At 44.9% G+C, this 17,630-nt stretch carries 9 protein-coding genes and 1 pseudogene; 5 read left to right on the top strand and 5 right to left on the bottom strand.

Translation table 11 applies throughout. The annotated features are described in order from the left end of the window. Positions 1-96 precede the first annotated feature (96 nt). Together H6G97_RS32290 and H6G97_RS32285 are read right to left on the bottom strand one after the other, a co-directional pair. Positions 97-465 carry a hypothetical protein gene (locus H6G97_RS32290; RefSeq protein ID WP_242055509.1) on the bottom strand — a complete coding sequence of 123 codons (369 nt, stop codon included), beginning with the start codon at positions 463-465 and terminating at the stop codon, positions 97-99. An 86-nt stretch (positions 466-551) separates the two neighbouring features. Next, positions 552-2,117 (bottom strand): annotated as a pseudogene (locus H6G97_RS32285) (hypothetical protein). A 143-nt stretch (positions 2,118-2,260) separates the two neighbouring features. On the opposite strand from H6G97_RS32285, the gene H6G97_RS53145 reads away from it, so the two are divergent. Beyond that, entirely contained in the window at positions 2,261-11,011 is an 8,751-nt protein-coding gene (locus H6G97_RS53145) for a DUF4114 domain-containing protein (RefSeq protein ID WP_242055507.1), read from the top strand. A gap of 638 nt (positions 11,012-11,649) precedes the next feature. Here H6G97_RS53145 and H6G97_RS32230 read toward each other — a convergent pair. From H6G97_RS32230 to H6G97_RS32220, 3 genes are all read right to left on the bottom strand, one after another. Next, positions 11,650-12,846 (bottom strand): hypothetical protein, encoded by a 1,197-nt coding sequence (locus tag H6G97_RS32230; RefSeq protein WP_190944543.1) that lies wholly within the window; start codon positions 12,844-12,846, stop codon positions 11,650-11,652. A 121-nt stretch (positions 12,847-12,967) separates the two neighbouring features. Then, positions 12,968-14,614, bottom strand: coding sequence for a hypothetical protein (locus tag H6G97_RS53140; RefSeq protein WP_242055500.1), 1,647 nt, complete (start codon positions 14,612-14,614; stop codon positions 12,968-12,970). A 372-nt stretch (positions 14,615-14,986) separates the two neighbouring features. Further along, the gene (locus H6G97_RS32220; protein WP_190944542.1) at positions 14,987-15,250 is read right to left on the bottom strand and encodes a hypothetical protein; all 264 of its coding nucleotides are present in this window, start codon (positions 15,248-15,250) and stop codon (positions 14,987-14,989) included. Between the two features lie 219 nt (positions 15,251-15,469). Between H6G97_RS32220 and H6G97_RS32215 the strand changes: the two genes are divergently transcribed. From H6G97_RS32215 to H6G97_RS32200, 4 genes are all read left to right on the top strand, one after another. Beyond that, positions 15,470-16,072 (top strand): hypothetical protein, encoded by a 603-nt coding sequence (locus H6G97_RS32215; RefSeq protein WP_190944541.1) that lies wholly within the window; start codon positions 15,470-15,472, stop codon positions 16,070-16,072. A gap of 458 nt (positions 16,073-16,530) precedes the next feature. Next, positions 16,531-16,950 (top strand): hypothetical protein, encoded by a 420-nt coding sequence (locus tag H6G97_RS32210; protein WP_190944540.1) that lies wholly within the window; start codon positions 16,531-16,533, stop codon positions 16,948-16,950. 96 nt (positions 16,951-17,046) lie between these two features. Then, entirely contained in the window at positions 17,047-17,262 is a 216-nt protein-coding gene (locus H6G97_RS32205) for a hypothetical protein (protein WP_190944539.1), read from the top strand. Positions 17,263-17,268: 6 nt separating this feature from the next. Continuing rightward, positions 17,269-17,487 carry a hypothetical protein gene (locus H6G97_RS32200; protein WP_190944538.1) on the top strand — a complete coding sequence of 73 codons (219 nt, stop codon included), beginning with the start codon at positions 17,269-17,271 and terminating at the stop codon, positions 17,485-17,487. The last annotated feature ends 143 nt before the right edge of the window (positions 17,488-17,630 follow it).

Here is a 17,630-nt window from a genome sequence, read left to right as displayed (position 1 = left end):
TTTAAGTTCTTCTTCGCTCTCTGCGATTTCAATCTTAAAAGGGCGGCTCATGGTTATTTTAATTTATAGAGTTTGTTTTCTCTATTATATGCACCTTCATATAAAATTGGTATAATAACCGTGAAGGTTACGGACACGGTAACTAATCAATCCTGGTCTACCGGAAGGCAAGCGGCCAAACACTTCCTCAAACTGAAACAATCCTTGGGCAGTTAACGCCGCCCCTGCTTTTTGTAAAGATTTGTAGGTGAGGTTAGTATCGAGTTTGTGGGCAGAACCACCAAATTGTTCAGCCGCCACGCTATCTAACCGTAGCTGCTGCACAGACGGAGGCTGCTGACGAACCCAGTTAATATCCTCAATCGATACTTTACAGTGTGGTCTAATCGATTTATCTGCGTCAGCAAGTTTCCGCTCGTTTCGCTGTTTGCTGCCACCGTTGATTGCTTTTAACGCTGTAGTCATATTCCCTTCCTTTATTTTTCCATGACAATGTGAGCGACATTGCACCCATCCCGCGTTTAAGTCTTTTTGCTAGAGGCGAGTTTTATCTACTTTTTCTCACCCTGCCAGAATCGCAATTCATCCCGGAAATACCTGTCAGTCTTTTTCGATTGCTCCTTCCAACAATCCCAAGCGACTATCACCTCATCTCCTAATTCTTCTACTACTTCACCCCTCTCGACATACAAAGTGCGGTATGGGTCAGCATGAGCAATAATAGAGCCGATGCCAATAGTGTCCGGTTGAGAGAATACATTCTGAAGAGTGGTAATTAACTCTGTTTCTTGGGTGGTCAATTCCGCCCAGTAGTCCTGTTTAATCACTTCGTACTCTTGAGCAACATTCCAAAACTCCTCCCAGCTACACCCAGGCTTTGACAGTACCTGCCGGATATCACTAACCGCCTGGGGCAGCATTTCCAGTTGTTCGGCTCGATATGCGATAGCCTGTAGTGTCGGCTCACTCCCAAGAATGATTGCCGCAGCTTCGAGTGCTTGGGTATTGTTCATAGCACTGGCTAAGTTTTTCAATGCCATACCCATAAGCCGCAGACATTCTTGGGCATTTTCTTTGGGCGGTTCCTGGGCTAGCGATCGCAGATCAATTGTTTTTTCCAAGGCTTGCTTCACTTGCTTGTTCAAAACTTTAGTCGCTTGCTGGGTCATGGTATTTCCCCACTGTTGAGAAGGGCGCTGTTCAACCGCGTTTTCCAAATCTTGAATGCGCTGCTTAAGCTGTTGGTTCTCAATCTCCAGTTTCTGTAACCCCTCCATTTCATCCAGCCGTTGCTGTAACTGGATATTTTGCTCCCTCTGCTGCTTGTACAGGTTTTGCAAGGATTGGATTTGTTCTTGTACCTGGGCTTCGGCTCTAGCTGCGGCCTCTGTTTGCAAACCAATTCTCAATTCCTGGGAAAGTCGTTCTAGTTCCTGTTTATGGCGTTCTTCGAGTGCAGCGATCGCTTCTGTGTATTCTGGTGAATAATTTCGCTCTCTGGGGAGTGGAACGCTCGCAGCATCTAAATCAGCATTGTTGATCGACAACCTCTCGCCATCAGCAAAAGTGACAATCTGTTGCCAGCGATTCGGTGCGTCTGCCTCAATGGTTCCCTCTTCTCCATACCTTGGGTGTGACTGTTGTGAAACTGTGACAATAGCTTTTTGAGGAACCACTGGTTCTTGAATTTTAGGAACCATTGGTTCCTGAATAGATTGCTTTTTGCGTGGAAGTTGAGGAACCACAATATTTGCAGCAGCCGCAAAATCTGATTCACTTGGGGAGGGGTTTTCTTTCAGAGCTAGCGTTACAGCTTGTTTTAGTTTCTCTGGTTCCTTTACTAGTACAGCGCGGCGTAAATAAGCAGACCATTAAAAGCTACAAGCATTTGATTGATTGCAAGGCTTAACAATGGTATATGTATTTATGCCGCACGGTACTAGCCGCAGTAAAGGACAAGCCTGACGCTCGTTTCTAATGTGTCCCCCCAATTTGCCAACTATGTCAATGACTTTCTTTGCCCCTAGCAGTTGGTTGATTCGTCGGTAGTCTCCCCAGGCAGACAATTCGCTTTGGCAGTATTCTTCAAAGTTCTTGTACCCTGCTTCGAGATACATCTACCGTCATTTTTCTACGTAGAAATAAAAGTTAACTATCATATGACCTTTTGACTTTCTACCAAGTAGTAGAATTTGCATATGGAAAGTTTTAGCCGAAGAATCTGAGCCAATTCTCTTCCCACGCAACAAAGCAGCCGAATATGAAAAATGCAAACATCCTTGGTAACAATTTAATTGTCAAATCCTCTTTAATCCTTGACCCTGCACAGTTAACTGCTTTAGAACAAGCTTTATTTCTGGTAAAAGGGTATCTTAAGAGCTTTGCCAAAGAGCTTAATTTTAGCCAAAAGATGGCGATCGCTTTTGGAGAAGGAGTTGAGGTTGATTCTTTAAAGGCAGCATGGTCAACTGGGAATTTTAGTAATTTTCCTCAGATAGAGATTCGCCATGCAGCAGATATCAATGGAGCAAATGGTGCTTATGGGACATCTACCAATAGAATCTACTTATCCTGGGAGTTTTTGCAAGCAAATCAGGGAAATCTAAAAAATATTGTTAGTTTGTTATTAGAAGAAATCGGACATCAAGTTGATAGTGTTTTGAATAACACCGATAGCGCTGGCGATGAGGGAGCGATTTTCTCAATATTAGTACAGGGAGAAAGTCTTGGTAATAAAAAATTAGCGCGTTTAAAGGCGGAAGATGATTCGGCAGTTATTAATGTTGACGGACAAGCTAAATCAGTTGAACAGCAAAATTTCATTGGTGATAATGGAAATAACACAATAACTGGAACCTCTAGCGACGACACTATCAACGCTGGATTAGGAGTTGACGGAGTCAATGGTGGGGAAGGCAATGACTTGCTGATTGTCGATTACTCCAGCAGTACAGCTAGTGGCATGAGTACCAATGGCTTTCGCAGCAATGGGGCAGGCGGATTCATTGGCTCTTATCAAGCCCTTAGCAATGAGGTTTCATTTTCCAACATCGAGCGGTTTCAAATTACGGGTACTGGCGCTGACGACAACATTACGACAGGTGATGGCAATGACGTGATTGACGGCGGAGCAGGCAACGACACCATTGATGGTGCTGACGGCAACGACACGATTAACGGCGCGGTTGGAAATGATGTCATCAGCGGTGGCATGGGCATCAATATCATTGACGGTGGAGAAGGTATTGACACTCTAGTTGATGGCAACTTTGGTTCAGCAACGGAAGCATTCATAGTTAATGATTTGGGGACGACAACCTACGCTCCCATCAACCTTGCCGATGGTACTAGTGTCACCAATATTGAACGATTTACTTATCTGACCATCGGCAGCGGTAACGATGTTATTAGCTTCAACCAACGGGAGAACAACATCTTCGATACCGGCAGTGGCGACGACACTATCAACGCTGGATTAGGAGTTGACGGAGTCAATGGTGGGGAAGGCAATGACTTGCTGATTGTCGATTACTCCAGCAATACAGCTAGTGGCATGAGTACCAATGGCTTTCGTAATGGGGCAGGCGGATTCAACGGCTTTTATCAAGCTTCTAGCGATGAAGTTAACTTCCTCAACATCGAGCGGTTTGAAATTACTGGGACGGGGACTGACGACAACATTACTACAGGTGATGGCAATGACACGATCGCTGGAGGTGGTGGTGCTGACACTCTATACGGAGGTGAAGGAAACGATACTTATGTTCTAGATGCTGCTAACGCTGCTGGTAGCCAAATTAATGATAGCGGTGGTGCAGATAGGCTGACACTAAACTCTGCCAACATTTCGTTAACAGGTATGACCACAGGAGCTACGGGGCTAGCTCGCTTAGGTAGCAGTTTAATTATCGACTTAAACAAAGATGGAGTATTTAATCAAGACCAAGACCTTGCAATTAATAATTTCTTTCTTTCTCGGTTTAATAATACTCCAAGCTCTGGCTTTTTAGAAAGAGTAGGCAATCAGTTCGGTTCAGCAATTCTCAACCTCGATTTGGTCGATGCTGACACTATAGATATGGGAGTGCTATTTGGCACTAAAACGTTTCAAGATTCTCTTAGCAATAGCAATCAACAAGATTTTTATCGCTTTAAGCTCAATAAAGATGGCAGTGTCGCTCTTAAGTTAAATGGTGTTACTGCTAATACAAATATTAATTTACTTGATCAAAATGGGAATCTACTGTTAAATTCTTCTTCCGATCAGAATGGCGTTGCCTTAATCGATACTCAACTTTTCTCAGGGGATTACTATATTCGGATCGATCGAGGAACAGAAGATTCTATCTACACCCTGGAAGCTTCCACGACAGCAATTCCCGATCTAGCTGGAAACAGTTTAGAATCTGCTCGCAATCTTAGCATTCTGTCGGGAACTCAAACCTACAGTGATTTTGTTGGGGCTATTGATTCTAGAGACTTTTATCGCTTTCAACTCATCCAAAAGAGCCAGGTTCAGTTATTGCTAAACGGCTTGACTGCTGATGCCGAGGTTCAGTTACTTGACAGTAATGGCAATTTCATCACTAGCGCTAATTTAAGTGGTACTGAGCCTGAATCGATAAATACTGAATTAGAAGCAGGAAGCTACTACGTTCAGGTCTATCAGTATGGCGCTAACAATACGAATTACAATTTACAACTGACTGCCAACCCCTCGCCAATCGCAACACCTTTCCAAATTCGCAGTATTTCACCTAACCAGGGTAGCAATCAAACTACTCAAGGTCAGACAACAACGATTACAGTTCAAGGAAATCAGTTTACCCCTGATGCTCAGCTCACTTTAATAGCCTCAGATGGTACACAAAGGGCAGCGTCTCAGGTCACTTGGCTAGACAACACAACCTTAACCGGAACCTTTGACCTTAGTGGTTTGGCTACTGGTGCCTATGATGTTCGGGTTACAGATAAAGCGGGAACTGCGGTTGCTGAAGATGGGTTCAGTGTCAACAATTCTTCCAAGGTATCTGTACCGGGTTTTGATAATTTAGAGATATTTTTAACTACACCGGATGCTGTGCGTCCCTGGTGGACGGGTGAAGTGACGGTCACTTATCGCAACGTTGGGGATACGGATATCGTTGTGCCTTTGCTGACGTTGAAGGCTGATGGTGCCAAAATGCGGCTGGCTGGAGACGATGAATTTACAGAAACTCGTCTCCAGTTTTTAGGCATTAACCCATCAGGAGCAGCAGGGGTACTGGCTCCTGGAGCTAGTGGTAGTTTTACAGCACTATTCCAGCCCGATCCTACTACTGCCAATACTACGATTAACTTCTCAGTTGACAGAGCGGAGACCTTTTTTCAAACTCCATTAACGGGTGGCGGGCTAGGAGCACCCTTAGCAATTGGTTACTTACCTACAACTATTGACTGGAATGCACTCAAAAATCAAACCCGTCCAGAATCAGTTTCGCCTGAAGCGTGGAATGTTATCTGGGATAATTTTATTAAGTCAGTTGGTAGTGAAGTTCGGCAATACCAGGCTGTGTTAGCCGAGAATGCCACCTATCTCAGTCGGTTGGGAGAATACGAAAATAGTGTTTCTGACTTACTAGCGTTTGAATTTCTGCAAGCCAGCAACTACGGCAATATTACCCAACGCTTCACTCAGAGCGAATTTGGGCGAGGTCGCACCTTTGAGTGGGACATCAAAGCAACCACAGACGCCGATGGTAATGTCACGGTAGAAATGCCAGGAGGCTCCCGCCTATATGAGTTACATGAGGATGGCAGCTACCACAATCATGATGATGGGTTTTCGACACTGACAAAAGTTGGCGATACCTATCAACTGCGGGAACAAGGTGGAACAGTCCTGCGCTTCCTGGCTGATGGCAAGCTAGATTACATCGAAGACACCAACGGCAACCGTGCCCAAACTGCTTATACCAACAATCGATTGACGGGTGTTACCTATACTAACGGCGATAGCCTGACCTATACCTATAATGCCCAGGGTAAAATTACTCAGGTAACAGATCAAGCAGGGCGTACTAGCACCTATACCTATGATAGTACAGGTGAACATTTGCTTAGCGTCTCCACCCCCGAAGGTACAACAAGCTACAGCTATATAACTACCCCTGGAGCTACCCAACACGCCCTTAGCTCTGTCACTTATGCTGATGGAACTCAACAATTGTTTGAATACGATACTCAGGGTCGTCTAATTAAGGAAAGTTCCAATAACGGCACTGATGCAATTACTTATCAATACGATTCTGTAGGTGGGGTTAAACTCACCGATGCTATGGGTGCTGTCACACAGTTAAAGTTGAATGGGTCAGGTCAAGTTGGTCAGTCAATCGATCCTCTGGGTCGCATGACTCAGTTCCGCTACGACGAAAACGGCAATTTGAGCCGCATAATTGCTCCTGAGAATAATATTTCTAGCTTCAGCTACGACCTGCGCGGCAATCTCACCAGCCAAGTCGATCCTTTAGGTAATCAAACTCAATTTACCTACGAGCCGAATCTTAATCAACTGAGTAGCGTTCGCGATGCCAAAGGTAACGTTATCGGTTACGACTACGATAGTCGTGGCAATATGCTGTCGATTACTTACGATGATGGCAGCAAGGAGCAGTTTAGTTACGATGCCAAGGGCAATTTAACGCAGTCACTTAACCGTCGCGGTCAAGCAATTGGCTATACCTATGACGCAAGCAATCAACTCATCAGCAAGTCTTATTCGGATGGTAAACAGGTTGAGTTTACCTACGATAATCGCGGTAATCTGACCTCTGCTACAGATGCAGTAGGTACCACATATCTAAATTACGATAGTGCTGACCGCCTGACTAAAATTACTTATCCTAATGGGCGCTTCTTACAATACACCTACGATACGGCTGGTCGTCGCACACAAATGCAAGACCAGAGTGGGTTTACTGTTAACTATAGCTATGACAGTTTAGGGCGGTTAACGAGTTTAACCAATGGCAGTGGTGAGAATACTGTCAGCTATAGCTATGATGTCGTAGGTCGCCTTGCCCGTGAAGATAAAAGCAATGGAACTTACACCACCTATAGCTATGATTTAGCAGGTCAGTTGCTATCGGTAGCTAACTATGCCCCTGACGATAGCGTTAACTCTCGCTTTAGCTACACCTACGACAACCTGGGTCGCCGTACCGGCATGACTACCCTGGAGGGTACATGGAACTATGGCTACGATGCTGCGGGACAACTGACTTCGGTAGGTCTACCGAATGGTCAGCAGATCCAGTACAAATACGATGCCGCTGGAAACCGCACGACTCTTACTGACAATGGAGTGGAAACGCCTTACAACACTAATGATTTAAATCAATATCTCAATGCTGGTGATGCCAGCTATACCTACGATACGGATGGCAATTTAGTCAGCAAAACAGAAGGCGGTAAAACTTCTACTTACAGTTACAATTCAGACAATCGTTTAGTTGGTGTCACCACTCCTGAAGGTACCTGGAATTATGAATACAATGCCTTTGGAGACAGAACCGCAGTAACTCACAACGGTCAACGCACAGAATACTTGCTCGATCCGACTGGTTTAACTAATGTCGTTGGAGAATACAGCGGTAATGGCAATTTGATTGCTAACTACACCCACGGATTAGGCTTAGAAAGCCGAGCTAATGGTACGAATACCGCTTATTACGACTTTGATGCCATTGGTTCCACGGCAGGTTTGACAGGAACAACAGGCAAGTATGTTAACTCTTACAGCTTCCTCCCTTATGGTGAAGAATTAAGCAAAGTCGAGGGCATCGCTAACCCCTTTGAATATGTTGGGCAATGGGGCGTGATGGATGAGGGCAATGGACTCGACTTCATGCGAGCAAGATTCTACAACGCTCAAGAAGGACGTTTCACCCAGCAAGATCCTATTGGTATTCTTGGAGGAGTCAATTTATACAGATACACTCAAAACAATCCTACTAATGCTATTGATCCATCTGGGCTTTTCTGTGCATCAGGCTTTAGAATGGGTGCATTTAACTTTGGAGTTGGAGCGTTAGGAGTAGGATTAGCTATTGGTGGTCTCGCGGCCGCTGGTGTAGCTGCTGCTCCATTAGCAGTAATAGGCGGAGCTGTAGGCATAGTTTTAGGTGGCTACCAAATAGGAGTTGGTATTGGTCAAATGGTCGCCAGTTCTCAAGACAAAACTCTTCCGATTGGTGGTAATTTACCTTCCGATGTTGGAAAAGGACTGGCAGGAGAAAAAGGTGAAACCGTTGGAAAACTTGCAGAAATGGCAATGGCGGTACCTGCTGCTTTTTCAGCACCTACTTTGCGCGGTATTGGTGAAGGTCTCAACTCTTTGCTTGGTATAACACCCGACGTATTTGAATGGGACCCTAAATGTGATCCACCACCGCCACCACCTACTCCTAATGAACCAGGCCCTAACAATCCCGTTCCAGTCATTGTATCCCGTGACCCCAACGATGTAGTAGGTCCCGCAGGTTATGGCGCAGAAGGTTGGCTCATCCCCAATCAAGTTCTGCCCTACATGATTCGCTTCGAGAATGCTGAAGATGCTGGTGCATCTGCCGTCTTCGTCACCGTCACCCAACAACTAGACTCCGACCTCAACTGGAGTAGCCTGGAACTGAGTAACTTTGGCTTCGGCAATATCTATGTCAACGTCCCCCAAGGCTTACAAACCTACAGCACCAGAGTTGACCTAAACGATGGTAGTGGCTACGTTGTCGATGTCAACGGTAACTTTAAGCCTACAACTGGGGAAATGGTGTGGACACTGCGAACCATCGACCCAGCTACCAACGACCTCCCCACCGATGTCTTTGCTGGCTTCCTACCTCCCAACAACGACCAACATGCCGGGGAAGGGTTTGTCTCCTACCGCATCAAAGCTAAAGACGGACTCGTTACCACCACAGAATTAACCGCTGAAGCCAGCATCGTCTTTGATACCAATGAGCCAATTAATACCCCCGTTCACCGCAACACTGTTGATGTCACTGGGCCAGCAAGCAGTGTTACTGCCTTCCCTCAAACCACCTCTAGCAAAGACATTGCAGTTTCCTGGTCAGGCAATGACCCAGGCAGCGGTATCGCTAACTACGATGTGTTTGTTTCTGTAGATGGTGGGGCACCTGTTCTCTGGCTAGACGATACGACAGAGACTTCAGCCACCTATACAGGCCAAAACGGACTTAGCTACGGCTTCTACACCGTCTCCCGTGATAATGTCGGTCATCTCGAAGATGTACCCACTCAAGCGGATGCCGTTGTCACTGTTGTTGACGCTGGTAATAGTTCTCCTGTAGTCCCACAGAACAAAACCCTCACCGTCGCTGAAGATAGCAACTCAACTGCATTAAATATCGCGGCACCAACCGATGCCGATAACGATGCTCTAACCATTCAAGTTACCAGCATTCCCAACTTTGATAAAGGATTTATCCGCCTTGCTAATGGTACAACTCTTGCAGGCAACCAAAATTTGACTGCTGAGGAATTACAAGGTTTAGCTTTTGTTCCTGTTGCGAATGCTAATAGTGGCGCTGGCACCTTTAGCTATACTGTCAGCGATGGCAAAGGCGGAACAGCTTCCCAAACGGTAACGCTACAGATCACATCAGTTAATGATGCACCTACGGTTGCTAACGCCATTGCCGACCAAAATGCCACAGAAGACACCGCCTTCAGCCTCCTTCTTCCTACTAATATCTTCTCTGACGTGGATACAGGGGATAGCCTCACCTACTCAGCCACATTAGGAAACGGTAATCCACTACCAAACTGGCTTGCATTTGATGCAACAACTCGGATCTTTAGCGGTACTCCCACTAATGCCGATTTTGGAAATTTGACCATTGAGGTACGAGCTAAAGATAATAGTGGTGTAAGTACCATTGACACATTTGCCTTAGCTGTCGAACGCAATAACGGCGTACCTACCTTCAAACTGGCAAAAATTGCCGATGATATCTTCAAAATCTCCAATAGCAGTGGCAAATCAAAAATTCAAGTCACGCTGACAGAAAGAAATTCTAATCTAGTTAATGAACTGGGAGTATTCACCGTTGATGATGCTAGTGGTAACATCAATGGTATTGCACCAGGAGTCGCCGGTTACACTCAAGCCGCTTTAGAGCGAAGTCAGGTAATTTTCTCGGCTATTTCCAATCTTCCCAATGGATTTAATGCCAACAATCTGACCCAGATGCTGGAATTTAACTCCAGTGATAACTTGAGGTTTTACCTAGTTAAAAATAGCACGACTAATGCGGTAAAAGCTGGAGTAACGCCACTCACAGATATTATATTTTCTGACCCATTAAAACAAAAGATTACTGACTTGGGTGCAGAACAGTTCGCCCTGGCGTGGAAAGATGGTAGTAATAGCTCTGCTGAATTCAAGGATATGGTAGTAAAGATTCAGTCCACCAATGATTTATTACCTCTAGGTACAAATCTTCAAGGTAAATCCCAAGGAGCAATGATTGATTTGCGTGGGGTGACAACGGAGGTAAAAGCTGATTTTGTAGTTAACAGAGAAGCTGCTTTCAGCAATTTCATTGGCTTCTATAAAGTAACTGATGAAAATGGGGGGATTGATACTAACGGCGATGGCACGATCGATATTTTAACTGGACAGGCAGGTTATACTGAAGCCGCCATTCGTGGGCGGGTGGCAGGCATTGACCTCACAGTTAATAACCAAGGTACGGCAACTTACAGTGGAACTTTACAACCAGGTTCTATCTTTGCACCATTTATTATTGCCAATGGTAGTCCTGATGCTTTACTGGATACCAATCCCAATAATAATCCAGCAGTTTACTTTCCGTTCTTGGGAGCTAATACTGATAAAGTAGATCACATTCGCTTGTTAGGTAATAATGTCTTTGGCTTTGAGGATTTAGCACATGGTGGAGACAAAGATTTCAACGATGTGATCGTGCGAGTTAATTTGAGTATCGCCTAGTCCAAATTATTAAACAGCGATCGCTGTTCTCAACACTACCGAGAAATGGTGAAGCGTTAGGCCTTTGAGTTGGAAAATCGTCTTACTGGAGTTTAGACTAAGCCATGCAAAAAGACTCAGCAAGGCTGAGTTAATCAGAGACTTAGTAAGCCCTATGAATAATCTTGAGTATTAAACAGCAACTGATGGTTATTTGCGTGGTGGTGTTACTGTTTTTTAACAATTGGGCATCGGTTTTTACGGTGACGCTTTTTTCCTGGTTCCCAACCAGGAGACTTTCCACGAGGTTTGGGTGGAAGGGCTGGAGTACCAATCAATACTTCTCGGTTAAGAACAAAAGCAAGGTAAAGTGATAATTGTTCTCCAAGAAGTGCGATGGGAAAAATTGGTGCTGCTAAAAGATTTCTCCTTGATAACGCCAACGTTAGAAGCAGAGTTAATATTATAAGTGGGGATGGGAGCGAGTCGCAGATTATGCGTCCCCCTTTTCAGAAAATAATTGGTCGCTTCCCGGTATCAATGCAAGTGAATCTTGATCTACACCTTCTGCACAAGAGTGGATAAGCACGTCAAAACAATTCAAAAAAGGTCAAACAGCAATCGCTTTAGCTGCACGTTATTCTGAAATAGTGTGATTGTTACCTCTCCCAATCAACCAACACCCCATCCACAATCGCAATCCCCCACTGCGGAAACTTCGCCAGCAATTTCTTGATCACGATCTGCAAAGCCGGATCGTCACTCCAGCACTCCTGCAAGAATTCAAAACCTGGATTCTGCCCCGAATTCGCCGCAACTTTCAGTTTCTGCATCCGCTCCGGTCGCAGATTCGACCTTATGACAATAGTCTCATGCGACCACTTTTCAGATTGTGGCACGGACACGGCGGAACTTTCACCCTCTTGATCGGCTTTCACTTCAACACCAGAGACTTGGTTTTTTTCCAGCAAGGAAGCAGAATAACCCTGTTCTACCTGCCCCTGTATTTGATTAGCGATCGCCAAACTTGAAGAAAATTCATTTTTAGCGACGAGCGCGGCGCAACAAGTGCCTTCATGAAAGTCTTTCGGCTCAACGCCACAGTCCTGATTTTCAGCCAACAACGAAGTAGATTCACCCTGTACAGCTTCCACAAGCGTTAGCGATGTACAGTCATTCGCCGTAGGCGAGTCTTTCTCCTTCTCTGACACGCTTTCAACAGTCTGAGGCGAAGCGCCCCCCAAGGGTGCACTCGCCGTTTCGTCCTCACGCGGATTTCGTGTAAGCGTGTCAGAGACACAGCTAACGAACTCTTTTGAAGAGTTCGTTAGCTGTTCTTGAGTAGTTCGTGAGGGTTCCTGGAATGCTTGCTCTGGTTCAGTTATATCTAAAATAGATGCTTGATTTAAAGCACGTATTTCTTCACAGCCAGCATCTATCTCTGAAATCTCAGCATTTGGTTCTTGTTTTTCAGAATCTGGTTGCTGATTAAGAGAATTGGCTTTCTCCCAGAACTCCTTCATTCGGCTACCGTGTAAATTCTGCACCATCCACTTCACTGTCTCCCGGCCATCCTGAATCGACTTATCCGGTTTGAAAATGAACAGTCCACTTTCAGATAGAATTTTCTTCGCAGAGATAAAAGTACTGTAACCCAAAGCACTTGTTAGCGGCATCCACCGAGAACCATAAGGGTCAGCCGTCCAACACTCCTGCCACAGTTGGTTAACAGACGGCTTTTGCTGTGATGCCCAGAGCAAATCCTCTATGGGAATAATCACATGAAGCCGCTTATACGGTGATTGTGCTTTAGCAGCAGCCTTTTTGAGCTTGGGTTTTGTAATAGTTGCAGTCATTTCATAATCTCCTATTATTTTGACGCACGGAAATTTCCCTACAGCGTTGTTTACCGCCGTAAGCATCGCAGGGTTTAGTTCGATATTTATTTGTCTAAAAAGTTACCGATACACTGAAAGCCTATTGAGGTTGCCAAAACCGCAACTCATCTCGGAAATACCTATCAGTTTTCTTGGATTCCTTCTGCCAGTGATCCCATGCAACGATTACCTCGTCTCCTAAATCCTCAATCACTTCTCCTCTGGCCACATACAAAGTGTGATATGGGTCAGCATGGGCAACAGTAGAGCCAACGCCAATTGTGTCCGGTTTAGATGATGCTTTCTGGAGAGCAGTAATTAAATCTATTTCCTGGGTGGTCAATTCCGCCCAGTAATCTTGTTTGATTACCTCATACTCTTGCGCCACTGCCCAATAGTCCTGCCATGTACACGCAGGTTTAGCCAGCAATGACCTAATATCACTAACCGCTTGGGGCAGCATTTCCAATTGTTCGGCACGGTAGGCGATAGCCTGTGGTGTTGGCTCACTTCCCAAAATTATCGCAGCAGCTTCTAACGCTTGGGTGTTGTTCATGGCACTAGCGAGATTTTTTAATGCCATACCCATTAACCGTAAGCATTCCTGGGCATTCTCTTTGGGTGGTTCCTGGGCTAGCGATCGCAGGTCAATGGTTTTTTCTAGGGCTTGTTTTACCTGCTTATTCAAAGCTTTGGTTGCCTGTTGCGTCATGGTATTTCCCCACTGTTGGACAGGACGCTCTTCTACGGCGTGTTCTAATTCCTGAATGCGTTGCTGGAGTTGTTGATTTTCAATTTCCAGCTTTTTCAACCCCTCCATTTCATCCAGCCGTTGCTGTAATTGAACGTTTTGCTCTTTCTGCTGCCTGTACAAGTTTTGCAGAGATTGGATTTGCTCTTGTACCTGGGCTTCAGCTTTAGCCCCTGCCTCTGCTTGCAAACCAATTCTCAATTCCTGAGTAAGTCGCTCTAGCTCCTGCTGGTGTTGCTCTTTGAGTGCAGCGATCGCTTCCGTATATTCTGCGGGGTAAGTGCGTTCTCTGGGGAATGGAACGCTTGGGGCATCAGCATTGTTGATCAACAACCTTTCGCCATCAGCAAAGGTGACAATCTGTTGCCAGCGATTCGGTGCATCTGCCTCAATGGTTCCCTCTTCTCCATATCTTGGGTGTGACTGTTGTGAAACTGTGACAATAGCTTTTTGAGGAACCACTGGTTCTTGAATTTTGGGAACCAATGGTTCCTGAATAGATTGTTTTTTGCGTGGAAGTTGAGGAACCACTTTTTGGGCAGCAGCCGCAAAATCTGAAACACTTGGGTCAGGGTTATCTTTCAGAGCGAGCGTTACAGCAGCTTTAAGTTTTTCTGGTTCCTTGACTAAGCGAAGTAGTGGACGAGCCTGACGCTCATTTTTGATATGTCCGCCCAACTCACCAACCGCGTCTATGACCTTTTTGGCTCCTAGCAGTTGATTGATTCGTCGGTATCCACCCCAGACGCATAACTCACGCTGGCAGTATTCTTCAAAGTTTTTATATCCAGCTTGCAGGTAAAGCTGTTGTTCCCTCATCTGGAGGATTTCATTTACCGCTTGCCACTCGAATCGGTCGATTGCGGTGAAGGTTTCCTGGATGCTGGTGTTGACAACACTGTAATTTAGAAGTGATGTTGTTCCGGGGTTGTAGTCAATAACAGCATTACCCTCTGTGCATAGTGCAGGAGAATTTGATATTGTTTGAGTAGTCATGAACTTACAAAGTAGTTCGTGGAATTAACCCTTAGCGATTGTTTTCTAGGCAGCGCTGGGGGTTTTGAGTTTTTACATACTGCTTCTAGAGCCTGCGTTACTCGGTTAATAGCAAAGCTAAGGCAATAATATTTAATTTTTCATGTTGTGAACAATTTGAGCTAAGGAAGACAATCTTGTTGCCTATGATTTTTTATCCATACTGATTTATGATAGCTTATTGTTGTGCATTGTTGGTAAATGCACAACAATTCAGATTAAAAAAACTTAACCCGCCTTACCGTGACGGTGGAGGCGGGCTTTCTTTGGAAATTTCTTGAATTGCTTGCAAAAAACGATCACGTTGCAGCCTGAGAGATTCATTTTCTTCTCTCAGGCTGACGATTTTCCCACAAGCTCTTGCTGCTGTTCCTTAAGTTGAGAGATTTCCATCTCGTGTTTCTCTAAAAGCTGTTTAATTCTAACGAAGTCGTCTTGTTGATTCTCTCGTTTACGCTTCAGGTAATCTGTCATCAACTCAATTACTAATTGTGATGGCTTTTTACCCTCAGTTTGTGCTTGTTTGGCAAAATCATCTTTAAGACTGCTATTAATTCTAAAAGCCATTTGCCCATCTGCTTTCATTTGTTCCACCATATTTTAATCATGCTTGCACGACAAATGTTTGACACTCTTACGGGCTAGTATAACCCCTTTGTTGCAATGGTTGTAGCTTTATGTTATGCATTGTTTGACATTGCATGACATAAGCGTTATACTAGATTTAGACAAGCAAAAAACGACCGCCGCAGTCTGGACAACTAGCGATCGCCTTTTGCGAAAACCTAACCCAAAGCATGAGTCAGGAATATAATTATGACGCAATCCGTTTGCACACATCAAGCACCTTCAAGCTTTAAGCTTAATCAAATAGTCACAGTTGCCGATGCTCCTTCCAAAGACGAGCAAGCCCTCGCCCAAGCAGAACTGTACACCCACCTCGAAACCCAAGCCGAAGCTGTAGCCCCAACCCAAGACCCCCTGACATCTCGTGACCGTCGTATCATTGGCGAGATTATCGAAGTCCAACCCGAATCAGTTCGCACTATCTGGATAGAAGGCGGAATCACAGTATGGGTGCAGTTTGTCGGTGGCGGACGGCTACCCTTCGACCGAGACTGGTTCGCTACAAGAGTTGCAGAGGTAAAAGCGACTCTACCAGAAACCCCACGGGAACGGAATCAGCGCTTAGAGTCCGAGTTGAAAGAAGCTTGCACTGTTTTTGGTTTGTACCACGGTGAGATTGACTATCTAGTATTTAGTACGAAAGTCTATCGCCAGGGCAAGTTAGTTGGCTTCGTTGGTTGGGATGAAGAGGGTTGGTATGCAAGACCCAGACAGTACGGAGTCAATCGTGTGGCTCCGAGTGCTGAAATTGTGATTGCCTCGTTAGGAGTCAGAGCGACAGTAGCGGCTTAGTTGCTGAAAGCGAGAAAGGCGATTGCACACCAAAAGAATTGCAATCGCCAAGAAGTTCCCGAATAAACACAATCATGACACGAAGTACAGCAAGTAACCTCTTACTTCAAGTAGGTGGCTGTCAGAAGGAAATTCTCCTACCTGCTACAGATGCAAATGCGGATGTGTAAGAAATCCTTAGTCCTGGAAGTGAGAAAAAGCGATTGCAGCCATAGAGTTATGCAATCGCCACGAGTTTAATCTCGAATAAACACAATCATGACATAAGGTACAGCAAGTAACCTCTCATTTCAAGTAGGTGACTATCAAGAGAAAACTCTCCTACCGACAGCAGATGCGAATGCAAAGGTGTAAGAAATCCTTAGCCCTGGAAGTGAGAAAGGACGGTTACTTCTCCAAGAGAAATGCAATCGCCTTACAACAGGATTTATGACAATTCAAATCATGGCATACGAAATATGATTAGCCCACTTTCTCTTGAACAAACTCAGTTGAAAGAGTCTCTTGACAAGATACTGTTGTCTCCAACCGACCCCAGCGCAGAGGTCACGGAAATCCCTGGATACAAACTCGTGTATGTCAATGGAGCTTGCCCCAGGAATTATCGAGTGTACAAAGCTGATTCGATGATTGGGGTGATATTTCAGCATATTACACACTGGTCTAACGGAGTGGATTCTCTTCGATATGCCGAGCCGATTGATGCAGCAGTCGGTCTAGACGGCTTCATGAACGTGGCAAGGATATCAAGAACGGCTACAGAACAACCACCCACAGAAGAAGAGTTACTCGATAAAGAATTTGATGCGCTGACTTTTGAGGACTGGGAGCGGTTAAAGAAATACGTGCCACAAGTGAAAGATTTGGTTGCAGCGTAAGGAAAGCGGTGGGCACTAAGACCCACCAAAACGTCTATAACAAAGCCAAATTATCAGTTTATCGCAAAACACCAAAATAACTCATTGGATAAAGCAATGGAACCGATAAAAATACTGAAGCAATTCAACTCGTGCTACGTAAATATTCAGGCGATTGCTCAAGATGAAAACTGGCTCTTGTTGATTGCTGATAAGAAGATTGACCCAGAAGCAGCGACTCACTTGGGCGATGTTCTGCACTATTTGGCTGAGGTAATGGGTTGTGTGCAAGAAATCGTTGAGGTCAAGTTTAATCAGGAAACAGAATCATGAAATTCTATGCAACGAGTATTTCTCAAGCAAAGCCCAAGTTGGGCAACTGTTATATCAAACAAAGCAGGTTTGATTGAGGTTGAAATCAATGATGAAGACCCTGGCTTTCATTCAATCATCGAAGAATTATCTACTGAAATTGAACCGGGAATTATTGGTGTAAAAGCTGGTGATCTATGTCAAAGACTCAGCTTTGAGATGGTTGATACTAATGAAGAAAATTGATAACCAAAATGAAATTCACAACTGTATCTGTTAGCTATTCCAGAAAATTCAATCTCGGCAATTTTGAATCACTCGATTTAGGTTGTTCTCTATGGGCCCAAGTCGAGGATGGGGAAGACGCTGATGGAATAACGCAATTCCTT

This window comes from Nostoc flagelliforme FACHB-838, from assembly GCF_014698065.1.
In the GTDB taxonomy this organism is placed as follows: Bacteria; Cyanobacteriota; Cyanobacteriia; order Cyanobacteriales; family Nostocaceae; genus Nostoc; species Nostoc flagelliforme_B.
This window is presented reverse-complemented; position numbering and strand designations above follow the sequence as displayed.